Origin of the sequence: Actinoplanes sp. NPDC051859, assembly GCF_044452725.1 — a bacterium.
Lineage (GTDB): Bacteria > Actinomycetota > Actinomycetes > Mycobacteriales > Micromonosporaceae > Actinoplanes.
This window is the reverse complement of the sequence record NZ_JBITBX010000028.1, coordinates 1-15,230: the sequence shown is the minus strand read 5'-3', so window position 1 is coordinate 15,230 and position 15,230 is coordinate 1. Positions and strand designations below refer to the sequence as shown.

The following is a 15,230-nucleotide window of genomic DNA, read 5'->3' as shown; positions in this document are numbered from 1 at the left end:
CGGTGTACCGGCCCGCACACCACAGGGAAGTGGGCGCCCGTCCGGCTGCGGCTCGCCCGACGGAGCACCAACGAATCGGGGACCAGCGTGTACAGCTCGGCGCCACCCTGGAAAGGGGCTCGGCAACGCACCACCGTCAGCCGAGCCCCCAGCGAAAACGACCCATCGCAGGAGGAAGTTGCGGCAATCAAGACGGCCAGTCTCACGAGTGTCGTTCAGGCTGGTGGCGACCAGCGGTGGCTGCTGGGCTATCCCGGTTCGTCGCCAGTCTGCCTGAAGGCTTTCAGGTTCTCTACCCCATAGCAGTCCGGCGACGACCACCCTCCGGATCATCCGCGCGACAGGTCGGTAAGTCACATCGGGCCGCGCGACCGAGCAGCCCCAGCTGGATACCATTCTTACGTGGTGTCACGTGGCGCGGTGTTGAGCAATGCCGGCCAAATATCGCTCCATCGTGACTCCCACGGCGGCACTCTGCTCCTACTCCTCGCCGCCGCCCGAGGCGTCGGGAAGTCTCAGTTGAGGTGACTTCCGGCTCTCTCGGCGACGGGTTTCGGTACGCTTCCACCCTTCACGGTTTAGCCGGTACGCCTCGTGGGCCTCTTCCCACCGTTCCAGGCTGGTGCCGAAGGCCCGGTGTCCGAACTGCTCACACCATTCGGACGAGATGGCCAGGTAGGGAAAGAAGCTGCCCTTGTGACAGCGTATGCACAACGGTTCGGCCGGGGCTCTTCCGTCGTCGGGAAACACCCGTTCGTAGCGATCGCTCCCGGCGAGCGTGAGTAGGACGGCCTTTTGCAGGGTGGGGAGCAGCCCGCGGGCCACGTCGGGAGTCAGAAATGCGGGTAGGTCTTCGTGGCCGACTCTGCCCGCGATGTCGCATAAGGCCCTTGCGGTGACCGCTGCGAGGAACTGCACCACCTGGGAGCCGTAGTACGCGCGGTACCATTTCTCATCGGTGACTGTTCCGGTGGCGGTGGAGTCGGTCACAGTGGTGATCAACAGCTCGCCGCTGCCGGGGCTGTCGACGGCCAACTCCCAGCCGGGCGAGTAGAACATCATGCTCATCTGGAGCCCTTTCCAGCGGATCTCGTCGGCTTTGCCGCTCAGCCGCTTTTAGCCACACCATGGACAGACCGAGCACACCGATCAGGAACGGCCCGCCGAGGTAAGCGATCCAGGCGCCCTGCCCGAGGATGCCAAAGAGTAAGGCCAGGACCACTAGCGGGCCGTTGCATGGCCACAGTTCGGCGGGGCCGGAGGCGATGCCGATTACCTGGCGCGACGGAACCGTAGTACGTGTAGGCAAGGGGGAGCCTCTTGGAGTCCTTCTGGCCGAAGTCCTGCTCTACCACCGCTCTTCTCCAATCTCGCAGAGCAGCGGAGATGTAGGCCGACGATCGCGGCGGGCTGGAGCTGGTCAGCCACGGCCGTAGCCCTTCTCTCCGCGCCAGAAGTTGATGAAGCCGCCGATGCCGACGAGCAGGGTCCAGCCGATCGCCTCCGCCCACAGCGCTGGTGCGGGCGCGGCGAGCGTGACGTTCTCCATCAGGGCGTGGCGCATCAGTTCGATGAAGACGAGTAGGGGGTTGGTCTCGACGAGGGCGAGCTGCCAGCCGTCCAGCTTCTTGGCGAACATGGTGGCCGGGTAGAGCACGGCGGAGCCGTACATCCAGATCCGCATGATGAACGGGACGAGCTGCTTGAAGTCGGCGACCTTGGAGCCCAGCCGGGTGACGGTCATGGCCAGGCCCGCGTTGAAGATCGACTGAAGCAGGAAGATCGGGACGACCAGCAGCCATTCCCAGGTCAGTGGCTCGCCGCGGGCCAGCACGATGAGCATCAGGACGGCCATCGAGGCGAGCATGTTGCGGATCTCGACCATGGTGATCGCCAGGGGCAGGCTGGCCCGGGGGAAGTGCAGTGCCCGGATGAGCCCGAGGTTGCCGCTGATCGACTGGATGCCGGCCTGCACGACCGATTGGGTGAACTGGAAGATGAAGACACCGGTGCACAGGTACGGCACGAAGTTGTCGACGCCGCGCTTTGTATCGAGGACTAAGCCGAAGATTATGTAGTAGACGGCTGCGTTGATCAGCGGGGTCAGCACCTGCCACATCACGCGGCGCTGGCGCCACAGTGCCTGGGCCGACTGCTAGTCGATCTTGTGGGCACCGGGCATCCGGAGCGGATGCTCGGGACACCGCACACCCTCCGTTACCTGGGGCTGACCGGGTCGGTCATGCTCGCTCTCGCCAGCTGGCTCGGCGGCGCACGGCCCGTGCTCGACACGCGCCTGGAACGGCGAGCGAGAAGGTTAGCGTTACACCATGGCCGATCTGCGGGCCGGGAGGATTGGCCGAAGTTGGGTCAACTCCTGCCCGGATTGACCATTGAATCTGCCCTCTTGCACCGTGATTTATGAGGTTTCAGGCCGGGTGGACAGTGTCTTCTACTGTGCGACGGATGATCGGATTGCTTCGTGCTGTGCGGCAGTATCCGCGCCGCGCCCCGTTGACTTTCGCCTACGTGATTCTGCTCTTTGCCGGCCATATCGTCGTGAAGAACTGGTTGCATCCGGAAACGGAAGCAGAACTGTACCGTTACATCAGCACCAACCTGGAAAACTTGCAAGATCACCCGATTACCACGTTGTTCGGCAGCCTTCTGTTCTTCGACGGCACGCTGACCCCAGACCTCTCCGACAGCGATTCCGTGCTGTACTTCGTCGGCACCTTCTTCACCTTGGGCCTCGGCGTTTGCTGTTTTCTGGCGTGGGCGGAAAGCCGGTGGGGAACGTTGCGCGCCTATGCCATGTTCATCGGCGCCCATGTGGTTACGACTCTCGTCGTCGCTGTCGTCATCGTCGTGGCATTGGAGAACTCTTGGTACCCGCCCGAGGTCCGGCAGAGTACGGATTACGGGATCAGCTACGGCGCGCAAGCCGTGAGCGCACTCGGCATCCTCGCGCTTCCTCTTTGGGCCCGGATTCCATGGGGGTTGTGGGTCCTTACCTCACCCTTGATCGGCTTGACGTGGGTCGGACCGCTACCGGACTTTTCTACCATCGGCCACATTCTCGCCGCCATATTCGGCTTTGCCTTAGCGGCTGTCCTGACCTCTGCACAGCGACGGGCCCGGATCGCCGCCCGCGCCAGCGACGAAGCCCACCACTCAGCGTCCTCATCTCTCACGTAGTCGTCGTTTCACGGGTGACACCGGATGGCACCGCCCAACGAAAAAGATGTGCATCGACCGAAACCGCCGTGGCGATGGCAGTCGGCTACCAATTGCTACCCGGGGTTATCAGTGGCATGGCCGGTTTCGCCTCCGTTGACGGCCCCGGAAACGGGCGATACCCGAAGGCGAAGGGCTTCGGTGCGAGGCCGATAAGACCTAGTCATGATCATCGTGTCAGCTGGCAAATCTCTACGGTCGCGAGAATGGAGAATCTGAGATGAACCGAGGACGGCCATTGCCTACCGACAAGCCTGAATCTGCTGGATCGCAAGGAGTTGTCCAGGCTTTGAGGAATTTTGGCGGGAGGTTGTGGCGGTGGATCGCCAACCGCGCGGGGCTGCGTCATCGCCCTAACCCTGAATTGGACGCGCACCTACACGACCACACTCGTCGTTCTGAGGATAACGACTCGATCCCGGCCAGCATGCGAGGCATATCTTCGCGCCCCCAATATGGTTATGCGTATCAGCTTAATTCCCGCCGCCTTGGTTCTGTAGCCCAAAATATGTTTGGCGATAGGGGTGCTTTCCATCGCGTCGCATCCCGCAGCAGCTGGTCATATATTGCGCGAATATGGCTACCCCTGAGCCCTCTCTCGTCTCGGACGAGATACGCTGAAGGGCCTTTTGCGTCAATCCGAAAAATCGCCGTCAGACTGTCAGGCGCTACGCAGAATCTTCCGCGCCGAGCGCCTATGTCTTTCGCATACATTTGCCTACTCGTGGCGGGACATTTCTGTGTCAAGTACGGAATGTCCACTGAGCGCGCAGACGCCCTCTATAGGCACGTAAGCACGAACCTTGACAACCTGGCAGATCATCCTTTGACAGCTATGTTCGGCAGCATGTTGTTCTTCGAAGGTACGCTCACAAACGTTCTTTCGCTTGAATTTCTCGGCACATTTTTCACGTTGATTCTTGGTGTCTGCTTCATGCTGCCGTGGGCTGAAATCCGCTTCGGGAGAATGCGTGCGGCGGCGATCTTCGTCGGCGCGCACGTCGGCAGCACTCTTCTCACCGCAAAGTTCATTTCTGTCGCATTGAAAAGGAAATGGTATGCGGCCGAGGTGCGTCGAGAAGTAGACTATGGCGTCAGTTACGGTTCGCAAGCCGTGATGGCCGTTGGTGTACTCGCGTTTCCGAGATGGGCACGCATTCCATGGGGTATATTCGTGGCCGGCTGGCCACTTCTCCGTTTCGAGTGGCTCCGGAGGGTGCCGGACTTCACCACTATTGGCCACCTCCTGCCGGTGATATTCGGCTTCGGACTGGCCGCAACCCGATCAATCCGGGGCATCGGACGCGGCTTGCCGACCAGGATGCTCGGCGCCGAGTCGGTGTAATGGGTCACGATGACGGCTGGTGTGTTCTCGGAGAGGACAGTCGGCATGCGCTCTCTGCCCGCCACGGCAACGGCTTTAACGGTGATCGGCGCGTTGAATACCGTGCTTGTGTCGCCGTGAAGCAGCCCGGACTCGCGCATGCGTGACCGTCGGCTATATGGCCCATAAATTATCCGTTCTTTTCGAGCATCTCGACGTCTGTAATCTTCGGCCCAATTCATCATCTCACCAAATTATCTCGCATCTCCCACGCCCGAGACCACCGGTTAGCAGCCCGGAGGAGACGCTAGCGATCTACAAGGCGACACGCACTCATCTCGGCTACTTGTCTACTGGTGAGACGACCGCTGCCCGGCCAGGCATGGTCGAGGTGACCGGCAGAGTCACTCTCATTTCGGCTGTCCACCCGCAGGATGGGTGTGGCTCAGATTTGGCATGTGCCCTGCCGGTCACCGCGGCGCGGAGTGGCTCCAGAGGGGTATGCCCAGCTCAAAGTAGCGCTGCCCTCCCGCCGACACCAGCTCGGAGCAGGGAGGACGAGACAGATGCCCCACGTCGTCATCGGAGTGGATCCGCACAAACGATCCGCCACCATCGAGGTCATCGACCAGCGCGAACGTGTCCTCGGCAAGGGGCGGTTCAGCACTGATCACGACGGCTACAAGGCGACGCTCGCCGCCGGCCGCAGGCACGGCGAACGGACCTGGGCTGTCGAGGGCTGCAACGGCATCGGCCGGCATGTCGCCCAGCGCCTGGTCGCTGACGGCGAAACCGTCGTCGACGTGCCGACGAAGCTGTCGGCGCGAGCGCGAGTGTTCGCCACCGGTCAGGGCCGCAAGACCGACCCGGTCGACGCCCACAGCGTCGCCCTGGCCGCACTGCGCACAGCCGGTTTGCGGCAGGTCCAGGCCGATGACACCACGGTGGCGTTGCGGCTGCTCGTCGACCGCCGTGACCAGCTCGGCCGGACCCGCACCGAAGTCGTGCCCCGGCTGCATCACCTACTGCTCGAACTCATCCCCGGTGGGGCGAAGAAATTCCTGTCCGCCCAGCAGGCCCGTGCCCTGCTCAATACCGTCCGCCCGCGTGATCTGGCCGGCAAGACCCGCCGCTGGCTGGCGTCCGAGTTGATCCACGAGCTCGTCACCATCGACAAGAAGATCAAGGTCGCCAATACCGAACTGACCGACCTTGTCGCCTCAACCGGAAGCACGCTGCAGGAACTCACCGGAATCGGCCCGTGCGGCGCTGCCCGCCTGATCGGCGACATCGGTGACATCGCCCGGTTCGCCAGCCGCGCCCACTTCGCGTCCTGGAACGACACCGCACCCATCGACGCATCCTCCGGCGACCAGAACCGGCACCGACTCTCGCGGGCCGGAAACCGGCGCATCAACCGGGCCCTGCACATCATGGCCGTGGTCCAGCTCCGTCGTGACACCGAAGGCCGCCGCTACTACCGGCGCAAACTGGCCGACGGTAAGACCCCGATAGAAGCGATGCGGGCGTTGGAACGCCGTCTGTCCGACATCGTCTACAAGCGGATGGTCGCCGACGCAAGGCGACTGGTGACGGGCCCGGGAGGACACGTGGGGGCGACTCTGCAATCCAGCGCGGCCAACCTCAACCCCATGATCGGCACTTCGGATAAGTCACTTCCCGGACCCGCCGAAGCCCACCTTAGAACAGACCATGCCGCACCCTCTTGACACAGAGGTGTGCCAAGAGGGTGCGCCCGTCGCGGAGGCTGGCCGTGACGATGTGTAGTGCGCGGATCGCGGCAGAAGAGTGCACCTCGCGGTCTACGAGGCGCGGGAGCTGTACGGTGCTTATTGATGCCCTGCTGGGTGGTCTGTAGCAGCTGGCCAAAAGCGGACCAGATGCTCCTCGATGACATCAATCGCGTCCATTGCTTCTCTGAACGCAGCGCTGTTCCAGTCGTCCTCGGCGAAAGCCGCGTAGACGGCGGCGCGGGCCCGCTCCTCGGCCTCACCGTTCCGGCGTGCCAGGCGCACGTGATAGACGCCAAGGCGACTGAGGTAGAAGTCGGTAGTCGCCCCGCCCGCGGCGCACTGGCCGAGCACGATGCGTCCGTCCTCGCCCGAACATTCCATGGTTACCGTGACGACGTCGTCTTGCCAAGGTCCGCGACTGTCCTCCGGCTCTGGGCCGAGCTCGCCGTCCCACTCCTCGAGCCGAGGATGGCTCCGCCCGGTTCTGCTGACCGGGGCTGCCGCGATGGACCGGATCTTCGCCCTCGACACCGCCGTGCAGCGGTAGTCACCCAGACATGGCAAGAGGCCCTGTCCGTCTATAGGACAGGGCCTCTGATCTGGTGGGCGATACTGGGATCGAACCAGTGACCTCTTCCGTGTCAAGTTCACGCAAGGCGGCCGCTAGCGGTTCCGTACGAGGTCAGACATGGTGGGCAGGTCGCATCCGGCTCGCTGCGGCGCCGTCGGTTGCTGTACTTCTCTGCTGTACTCGTACCCGCCCGGGCTGGGAGGGAGTCAGAGCCGATCTGCCTTGTCTAGCGTGGCTGCCCGAACGAGGGCTTCAGCACCGATGACCTCAACGCCCAGCAAGTAGCCGTCTGCGTCGAAGTCGAGGACGATGTCGCCCTTGCCGTCCCGCTCCACCACGACGTTTTGCACGGCGGCACCCGGCGGGATCTCTTCGAGGTACAAGTACGCGGCGTCGGCCTCCGGGTCGAACGTCAACCTCATGACCAATCTCAGCATGCTGTCCATGCAAGGAGCAACCATGGCGCGCTCATCGTGTTGGGAACGCCTCCTGCCCGCGGAGCAAGAGGACTCCCTCTTGGTCGCGGTCAGCCGCTTGACCAGCACCCGATCGCTTGAGCCTGCGTGCTGGTCTTGCGGCTGTTGCGGCCGGTTGGGGTCAAGCAGGGGTCAGCCCTCAGCGGCTGGCCGGTCCCCGCCACTGACCCTCAAACGGGCACGCGGGGATGCCGATCGGCTTGTGTCCACCGATCACACTGCTCACATGTCAGATGCCCTGGTCGCCAGGCCGCCGTGTGTAGTGTGTGGTCAAACCGCTGCCCATGTGGAACTCGTCCCGCCCGGTCAGGAGCCTTCCGGGTGGTCGCTCATGGTGGCGGACGAGCGAGCCACGTTTACGAGATGGCGCGGGCTCTTTCCGGACCGGTGGTTGCTCCTGTTCAGGAGCGTCGGTGACAAGCCGCTCGACTGCTGGTCCGTTGGCGAACGGGAGATGGCCCGCATCCGTGCAGGGTTCACTGAGCCGTACCGGTTCGAGTTGGTCCAGACCGCCGGGTTCTACGACGATGCAGGGATGTGTGGGCCATGCCAATCCTTCTATTGCACGACTCACTGGAACATCTCTATTGATTACGCCCGGTGCCCGCATAATCACTTCAAGAGTCTGAATCCCTACTACAGGGGCTGAGTCACCCTTTGTGGTACTTGACCCCCAGCGCAAGGCAGATGAACGTCGTCGGGTTGCTCACGAGCCAGAGCGAGGACTTGGGCACCTATGTAGGCCGGTCCAGTTTGATCGGTTGCTGTACTTCGCAGCTGTACCTTTCGCCACGAAGGAGCCGGCGCAGGAAATCTCTATCTCGAGATTCGGCGGTTTCTGGTCGAGGCCCTTGCTCACCAGCGGAGATGGGGAGATGCGCGTAGGGAGCTGGAGTCCCTAGTCGAACGTATGGGTACGTCTCCGTTATACAGCGAAGCTGCCATCATGACGCTACACAACGTCGGGGTGATCGCTGCGGGACATCTGCTCGAGGACCACACGGGCGAGGCGCGCAAGTTTCTCGTGCATCTTATGGAGACTCCCCAGTTTAGGGTCATTATTGCCCGGGTTCCATCCGCGGAAGCTTGGCGCTACCGGGTACTTGATCTTGCTTATGCACTGGCGTGCCGGGACCTGCCGAAGGCTCGAATCATCGCACAGGAGTTGCAACGGCGAATGCCCTGTTCAGCCCAGACGCCCCAAGACCTAATCTGGCGCATTCTGAGCAGAACATTTTGCGGTATTGCCGCGGGGCTAGCTGATGGAGAAGCGGCCCGGAGGGCTTGGGAGGAAGAATCTCGGCAGTCCTCGTAGCTCTTGACTGAGGTTCTCCGGATGGCCGCGCAGAACGCCGATAGACGGTCGTCCTGGATGCGCTCGCCGAGCGGATGTCCGCAGTGGGCCTTCCCGTTGCCAGTAGCGGCACGGTATAAGGCGCTGCGACGCTTGCGAGTCTTCCGATCCCTCGCCCATTACCGCCATTTGCCATCCCGTCGGCCTTCGTCCACACACCGTGGGGCAGACAGGGCCTGCCTGGCAAGGTGGAGCACCCTACGTCTGAACGACCTTTCCCAGGCAGGCCCTGTCTGCTCGGCTTCGACTGGACGAAGGGTGACGGGATGGCACCCCCATCTCAGAGCGCCCGAGCGCCCCGCCGGAGGCGCAGTGCCTTCGTAAGCTGTTAGCCCCAGATCTGCCGGCTATCTCGGTGACCCGGGGCTTCTTCATGTTCGCGCCTGGCGCAGGGCTGGAACCGCCGACACGGCAACGCAGCGGAGTGTGTCGGCGGCGGGCCTCCGGCCCGGCCCTGCTGGGCGGTGCGAGCGGCCTGCCTTGAACCGTACAGAAACTTCTCACAAAGGAAAGCTTTGCAAGCTTTGCAAGCTTAGCCCTGTTTCGGGTCTCGAGACCTGCGTGACACCAAGAGCCCCGGCTCATCACGGTCTGTGGTGTTCTGGCGCCGACCTACGCGCGAACAGCGGCAAATGAGGACGTCCTGCACCTCTCGGAAGGCGACCTGGTGAAGGTGCGCCTCGATCAGCGTTCATCACTCGACGTCGCGGTGGTCGTCGACCGAAAACCTGTGGCTCGCCGGCATGCCCGAGCCGATCATGGCTGCATGAAACAGTACCGGGACCTCGGGGCCCACTCGACCGTGCCGACGTCGTACTCATCGGTCTGTTCTCTGCCAAGGACAAGCAGTACGAGGCCAAGCTCGACGAATTCGCTCTGATCGAGGCCCGCAGGGGCGGGTGGTGGCCCGGTATATCCAACGCCGCGGCGCCTCCGACCGGTGGAAGCGGCGTCCAGGCGGATCACTGCGAATGTCGCACCCCTTTTCCCGTCGCACACTGCTGACGCATGGCAAGCTCCGCGAGATCGCCCAAGCATGCCGAGAAGCGGACATCGACGCAGCGGTCTTCGTGAACATCCTGACGCACCGCCAGCGGCGCGTCTTGGCCGAGATCCTCGGCTGTCATGTTTTGAGCGGCGAAGACCTGGCTGTCCACGGCGAGACCGGATGGCCCTTGCCCTGAATCACGAGCGGATCGCGGCAGACGAGTGCACCATCTTAGCCGATCAAAATCCATGCCAGGCGGATTCTCAGACCTCGCTTGTCACTTTTCTGCAAATGAGAAACTGCTCAAGGATGGCGTGCCCTAGCCGTGGCTCCTGAGGTACAGCAGGGTTGCATCACTTTCATCGCCTCGCCGGAGAAGGAGCTCCATGTGAACGCCGATGCATTCTTCTCGCCCTGGGAGCGGCTGGCTGCCGGATGGAGCGAATGTCAGGAGCAAATCAACAACATTATCAAGATAGCTACGCCAGATCGAGAGTTGGCTTGGCGTGGAGTTGTGGATGCGTCATGGCCGTTGCATAGCTCCTTGTATCGGCGTTTCATCAGAGCGAACGGGCATCCTCCCGATGAGCCGGATCTAGTCTCGTTCGAAGAGCGATTGCTTACCGATTGCAGGAGGCGATGGCGCTACGACAACCTTGGGGCGCTAGAGACGCTGGCACACCTCCAGCACTACGGTGGACCTACCCGGCTGCTCGACGTCTCCTTCAATCCATTGATTACACTTTGGTTCGCAGTGGAGCAGAAGCGGAATGCCGCGGGGCAGCCGTTGCCGGAGGTAAATGGGCGCATCTTCGCCTTCGACACCACCGACCGACACATTGCACTCAATGAAGGTTGGGGTGGCTACGCACTGCCTTGGTCATATTCGCCGGGCGATCACTGGCGACGAGACCTTCCATACGTATGGTGGCCTCCAAGTTATAACGAGCGCATCCCAGCGCAGAACTCAGCTTTTCTGGTCGGCGGTGTACCTCAAGTTCATTCTGGCGGAAACATGAAGTACCGTAAGACGCCAGGAGACGGTGCTGTTGGTGGAACATGGACAATCGATGAAGTTCGCGCTGTTAGCTCAGTAACGATCGCAATGACAAGCCTTGCCCGGAATCCTCGCATAGGCTCCAGACCTACTTTTACTATCCGGATAAATGCTGCCGAAAAGTCGGAACTTCGTCAAATCCTGGAGGATAGATTCGGGTATAACGCCGCGTCCGTATATCCAGACCTGTTCGGCCTGGCTCAATACGGCGCAGACGGTATTCCAATGTAGCTAGGGAGACGCACTCTTCTCGGCTCCGGAAATAGTCGTCCGCGTCGGCGGTGACATAGCGTGGTTGACGGATGCTTTCGGCTGGTTCTCCTAGGCGTAACCACGCCGATGCCGGCTGTGTACTCCCATGGGCCTATGCGCCTCTGCAGTCCAAGGCGTTAGCCGTGAGCTGCGCACTCTCGAAGGTGACGGCCTCATCGACCGGACTTGTCGCCGCGACCATCCCGTCGCGCGTCGACTGCGCCCATGGACGTGTGGACCTTGTGCACCATCGCACGTCTTGAGGTGACCGTGGCCGCACCGCGTGGCACGCTAGGTCATGTCGTCCCCGTTCGGGTGTGCCGGTATTGGCAAGGTTTCGGTGCGGGGGGCCTGCAACTGGTCGATACCGTTGGTCAGGGCGGTGCTCAGATGGCGGTCGTCCATAGCAAGCCATGGGCCGAGAACCTACCGGTCCGCGGCGATCGCGTGGAATTAATACGTGTGGGTGCCGTGCGCCGGCGTGCAGGGGCGGCGACGACCAGCCCAAAGAGAACAGTTTCGGTATCGCATTGCGCTGTGCAGCGGCGGCCTACGTTGCGGGTAGGCGCAGCTCGATCTAGGCCATAGGCCTGGCCCGCCGCCGTGCCCGCTACACCCGCGAGCACGACGGGCGGGGACAGCGGATTCCGCTGTCCCCGCCCGTGGTCCGGCGAGATGGTCAGGACTTGAAGGCGTCCTTGATCTTCTCTCCGGCCTGCTTGATGTTGGCGCCGGCCTGGTCGGTCTTGCCCTCGGCTTCGAGCTTCTCGTCGTCGGTGGCCTTACCGACGCCTTCCTTGACCTTGCCGCCGAGTTCTTCGGACTTGTTGTCGATCTTGTCGTCCAGTCCCATGCCGCACCTCCACGTCGATGTCGACGAGACGCATACCCCGGATCTCACCCGCTAATCTCCGCTGGTCTCTGACCCTTCAAGGACAGCGGTGGCCTGTCCAGGTCGGAGAGAGATCGCACGGGAACCGAACCCCATAAGAGGGTGAAGTTCATCCCGGATTCAATGAAAGTATCCGCCGGAGGACTTCACGGAGGCGGACCGTGAGAGCCACCGGCATCGGAAGGTCTGCCCATGATCGTGGCCGAAGTCCTCATCCTCCTGCTCTTGGGAGGTACTACGTGGGTGGCGCAGAACGCACCCGTTAGCCCCCGCCCAGTCCTTCACCGGCGTGTGACGATCGCCGCGCTCGCGTCCTGCGGGACAGTCCTCGCTGCGCTCACGATTACCGCGGTCCTTAGTGTCTGATCGAGTACCGGAAGACGGAGGCTAGGCCATCGTGCTGCGAAGGGCAGTGGGGGGCGCTCGTGCGAGCAGGAAGGCTTCGTAGCGCCGCCCGCAGTCGCCGAACGTCTAACCCACGGCTGACACGCGCAACCCGGCGCCGCAGAATCCGCAGGCGAGCAAACCTCGCGATGGCGCCTATATGTATGGGTTCGCGGTCCCGGAGCGCTACCGTCACGCCGGTTTACGCAATGCGTCTGTTTGCCTGCCATGCTCACGGGCAGTCGCGAACATCTGGTGCCTAACCGACCTCGCGATCAATGCCACCAGGGGGTATGGATTATCTGGGCAGGGGTGCTGCTCGACCGGATGCGGTAGGGGTCGCTGCGCGGTGTGGTCGTTATCGTTGGGGTGCCGTTTGGCGGCTGAGGCATTGCTGCGCGGCGGCGATCGCGGCGTGATCGCCTTGGTTGACGGGCCAGAACGTGATCCCGCGGGCGGTGGTCGTCAGTGAGTAGATGTCGGGTTTCCTGATCTGCCACAACCCCTGTTGGGCGCTGGGGTGCTGCTGGTGTTGGTCGAGGGTAGGACAACGCGATGATCTGGCTTCCGTCGCCGGCTTGCACGGTGGCGGAGGCGAGGACGGTGATGCTTGCGTCGCCTTGGCGGGCGCCGGAGGTAATGGCCTGCAAAGTGCTGGTGTCGGCTTCGCTGCATGCCGGTCCGGCGGACGGCGGCGTGGTCTGGGTCGTAGTCGCGGGATTAGCGCATCCGGCCAGCGCGAGCAGGACCGCCGTCGCGGTAGCGGCGATGCGGTTTCGTACCCCCGTCGGGATACCCGTGGTGTGGGGGGCGGTGGGGTTCAGTTCCATGTGAGTGTGTCCGCGTGGATTTTAAGGGTCCGGTCGCGCATCTGTGCACCGGTGGTGAGGGCGTTCAGCAGGTCGTGCAACAGGGCGGTGGTACTCGGCCAGCCGCGGTCGCGGCGAGCGCCAGATCGGAATGTGTTCACAGGCGCATCTCCGCGGCGAAATACCGGGCCGCCTTACGCAGCATGCCCCGCTCTTCCTCTAACGCGGGTATGGGACCGGGTGATGGTGGTGACATCGTGATGGCGCACTTTCAGCGTCACGGTGCGCCCGGACAGACCCGCGGCGCGGAGCCGGCCGCCGACCCGGGCGGCGAGCAGATCGATCTCGGTGCCGAGCCGGTCCCGGTCGGTCAGGTCGGTGTCGAAGGTGTCTTCCGCCGAGATCGACTTGGCGCGCGGACTGTGGCTCGCCTGCCAGCTCACCCATCACTTCACCCTCGAATACCGACCTGGCGGTGTTACGGCCTCCGTGGCGATGCACCTGCCCGATGCCGGAGGCGAGCGCGCGGCGTCACCCACACGCCCTCCCGCCTGCGCGCGGCATGAGCTCCGCAGGGAGCTATAGGCGCGGAAATCATTCTCTTCGGACCGGCAATTTCACAGTCCCAGGCGGTCTACCCGAATCAAGGATTGGTAGATCTCGGCAGAGAATTTGCTAGTGCAGGAGCCTTCAGGGGCGACGTAAGGGCGAGCTGGGATCCATTCCTCGAAATTCGCGGCCTGCCACACTTGCCCATCGCTAGGTCGGCGACCGGTGCAGGGAAATCCCGGTGGGTGGTGAGTTGAACAGAACCTTCGCCTGCTGATCTCGCCCAGCATCACCCGAGTGTCATTGGCACCAACGAGCCTCAGCTATCGGGCAGCACCCGCACCCTGTACCTCAGTCGAGTGCCTGCTAGTCACGGGAGCAGCCGACCAGTCTCGCCGGACCCAGACTCGGTCGACGAGATCATCTTGCGCCCAGGGCGGTTGGCTTCACCGCGTACTGCGAAGGCCGGCGACCACGACCAGGGTGAAACCCACGGCTCCCGCGCCAGCACCCGCCATCGCCCACAACGAGTCGGTGTTGCGCAGGGCGAAGAGCAGGAGACCGGGCACGACCAGGGTCAGCAGTCCGATCAGAAGCAGCCGTTTCATGACGTCGGGCTGCGAGGTGGTCGGCGCTGGGCGTTGCAGGAAACGTTGTGCCCGTCGCCGGTCCATTACGAGTCGGGCCGCTACGGCGGTGAACAGCGCACTGTTCAACCCTGACAGGCCGATCTCGCGCCAGGTGTCGCCGTCGATCACCCGTACCACGAGCAGGGCGGTCGACAACACGATCAGCCCGACGAGCCACCAGAGCAACCACGGTCGGCGAACAGCGTGACGTGCGGTGTCACGGGCGAGCGCATCGATACGAGGGTCGGTAGTCGACCCGGCGCGTAAGGCGCGCTGCACCGCGGCGCGATCGGCTTTGTCGGCCCCGAACAACAGCTGCGGATTGTCTTCCTGCCGACGCAGGAGGCGGAAGATCAGGAGCAGCAACAGCGAGCCGACGACGGTGGGAACGAGTAACACCGCCACATCGGACACCGACCAGGAATCGTCGTCCGACATCAGGAATGCGACCACTACGACGATCAAGAAGATTGACAGGGCGACTCCTGTGGCGACGCGGCGGGCACGGCGCAATCTCGCTACCGCCGCGCGGCGAAGTAGGTCGCGGTCCAAGACGACGTCATCACTGGTCACCCCGCGCGAATACCCCGCGCCGATCAAGCCGTAACTTGCCGCCGAATAGAGTGCACTAGTCGATCACCGAACCGGCCGATCACAAAATCAGGGCGTGGAGAGCTGCGGCGCACTGCCTCGGTGTTAGTTCGCCGGGCTGCGGGGATCGGCGGCGAAGAGGGTGAGCATGCCCAGGGCGGCGAAGGTGTCGTGCACGAGGCCGTGAGCGTTGGTCAGGCGCAGCGTGGTCCCTGCCTGGTGAGCGGCCTTGCAGCCGTCGATGATCGCGGTGATGGCGGTGGCGTCAATGAAGTCGACCTTGTCCAGGTCGATGAGGATGCGGGTGGCTTCTCTGGCGTCGACGAGGTTGATCAGCACGTGCCGCAGCGTGCTGCTGGCGGT

13 protein-coding genes are annotated in these 15,230 nt (G+C 63.1%); 5 read left to right on the top strand and 8 right to left on the bottom strand.

Features of this window, described 5'->3' with window-relative positions; translation table 11 throughout:
* Positions 1 to 480: 480 nt before the first annotated feature.
* Both ACIA1L_RS32895 and ACIA1L_RS32890 read right to left on the bottom strand, forming a co-directional pair.
* The gene (locus ACIA1L_RS32895; protein ID WP_396076971.1) at positions 481 to 1,068 is read right to left on the bottom strand and encodes a hypothetical protein; all 588 of its coding nucleotides are present in this window, start codon (positions 1,066 to 1,068) and stop codon (positions 481 to 483) included.
* A 352-nt stretch (positions 1,069 to 1,420) separates the two neighbouring features.
* Entirely contained in the window at positions 1,421 to 2,140 is a 720-nt protein-coding gene (locus ACIA1L_RS32890; protein ID WP_396076989.1) for an ABC transporter permease, read from the bottom strand.
* A 326-nt stretch (positions 2,141 to 2,466) separates the two neighbouring features.
* Between ACIA1L_RS32890 and ACIA1L_RS32885 the strand changes: the two genes are divergently transcribed.
* From ACIA1L_RS32885 to ACIA1L_RS32875, 3 genes are all read left to right on the top strand, one after another.
* Entirely contained in the window at positions 2,467 to 3,198 is a 732-nt protein-coding gene (locus ACIA1L_RS32885) for a rhomboid-like protein (RefSeq protein ID WP_396076970.1), read from the top strand.
* A 259-nt stretch (positions 3,199 to 3,457) separates the two neighbouring features.
* Positions 3,458 to 4,582 carry a rhomboid-like protein gene (locus tag ACIA1L_RS32880; RefSeq protein ID WP_396076969.1) on the top strand — a complete coding sequence of 375 codons (1,125 nt, stop codon included), beginning with the start codon at positions 3,458 to 3,460 and terminating at the stop codon, positions 4,580 to 4,582.
* Positions 4,583 to 5,127: 545 nt separating this feature from the next.
* Positions 5,128 to 6,291, top strand: coding sequence for an IS110 family transposase (locus ACIA1L_RS32875; protein ID WP_396076968.1), 1,164 nt, complete (start codon positions 5,128 to 5,130; stop codon positions 6,289 to 6,291).
* Between the two features lie 120 nt (positions 6,292 to 6,411).
* Here ACIA1L_RS32875 and ACIA1L_RS32870 read toward each other — a convergent pair whose 3' ends face one another.
* Positions 6,412 to 6,696 carry a hypothetical protein gene (locus ACIA1L_RS32870; RefSeq protein ID WP_396076967.1) on the bottom strand — a complete coding sequence of 95 codons (285 nt, stop codon included), beginning with the start codon at positions 6,694 to 6,696 and terminating at the stop codon, positions 6,412 to 6,414.
* 396 nt (positions 6,697 to 7,092) lie between these two features.
* Positions 7,093 to 7,332: a DUF2283 domain-containing protein gene (locus ACIA1L_RS32865; protein WP_396076966.1), complete on the bottom strand. Its 240-nt coding sequence runs from the start codon at positions 7,330 to 7,332 to the stop codon at positions 7,093 to 7,095.
* A 2,355-nt stretch (positions 7,333 to 9,687) separates the two neighbouring features.
* Here ACIA1L_RS32865 and ACIA1L_RS32860 point away from each other — a divergent pair.
* Positions 9,688 to 9,900 (top strand): hypothetical protein, encoded by a 213-nt coding sequence (locus ACIA1L_RS32860; RefSeq protein ID WP_396076964.1) that lies wholly within the window; start codon positions 9,688 to 9,690, stop codon positions 9,898 to 9,900.
* 192 nt (positions 9,901 to 10,092) lie between these two features.
* Positions 10,093 to 10,992, top strand: a complete 900-nt coding sequence (locus tag ACIA1L_RS32855) for an FRG domain-containing protein (RefSeq protein WP_396076963.1) — start codon at positions 10,093 to 10,095, stop codon at positions 10,990 to 10,992.
* A gap of 700 nt (positions 10,993 to 11,692) precedes the next feature.
* Here ACIA1L_RS32855 and ACIA1L_RS32850 read toward each other — a convergent pair.
* The 4 genes from ACIA1L_RS32850 to ACIA1L_RS32835 all read right to left on the bottom strand — a co-directional run.
* Entirely contained in the window at positions 11,693 to 11,866 is a 174-nt protein-coding gene (locus ACIA1L_RS32850; RefSeq protein WP_396076962.1) for a CsbD family protein, read from the bottom strand.
* Between the two features lie 1,426 nt (positions 11,867 to 13,292).
* Positions 13,293 to 13,541: a hypothetical protein gene (locus ACIA1L_RS32845; RefSeq protein WP_396076961.1), complete on the bottom strand. Its 249-nt coding sequence runs from the start codon at positions 13,539 to 13,541 to the stop codon at positions 13,293 to 13,295.
* Between the two features lie 552 nt (positions 13,542 to 14,093).
* Entirely contained in the window at positions 14,094 to 14,849 is a 756-nt protein-coding gene (locus ACIA1L_RS32840; RefSeq protein ID WP_396076959.1) for a hypothetical protein, read from the bottom strand.
* A 123-nt stretch (positions 14,850 to 14,972) separates the two neighbouring features.
* Positions 14,973 to 15,230, bottom strand: a 258-nt coding sequence (locus ACIA1L_RS32835) for an STAS domain-containing protein (RefSeq protein ID WP_396076958.1), incomplete at its 5' end; no start/stop codon positions are given.

Coding starts and splice junctions, on each gene's coding strand:
- ACIA1L_RS32895 (WP_396076971.1), bottom strand. CDS start 1,068: ATGAGCATGATGTTCTACTCGCCCGGCTGGGAGTTGGCCGTCGACAGC.
- ACIA1L_RS32885 (WP_396076970.1), top strand. CDS start 2,467: ATGATCGGATTGCTTCGTGCTGTGCGGCAGTATCCGCGCCGCGCCCCG.
- ACIA1L_RS32880 (WP_396076969.1), top strand. CDS start 3,458: ATGAACCGAGGACGGCCATTGCCTACCGACAAGCCTGAATCTGCTGGA.
- ACIA1L_RS32875 (WP_396076968.1), top strand. CDS start 5,128: ATGCCCCACGTCGTCATCGGAGTGGATCCGCACAAACGATCCGCCACC.
- ACIA1L_RS32870 (WP_396076967.1), bottom strand. CDS start 6,696: ATGGAATGTTCGGGCGAGGACGGACGCATCGTGCTCGGCCAGTGCGCC.
- ACIA1L_RS32865 (WP_396076966.1), bottom strand. CDS start 7,332: ATGGACAGCATGCTGAGATTGGTCATGAGGTTGACGTTCGACCCGGAG.
- ACIA1L_RS32860 (WP_396076964.1), top strand. CDS start 9,688: ATGTCGCACCCCTTTTCCCGTCGCACACTGCTGACGCATGGCAAGCTC.
- ACIA1L_RS32850 (WP_396076962.1), bottom strand. CDS start 11,866: ATGGGACTGGACGACAAGATCGACAACAAGTCCGAAGAACTCGGCGGC.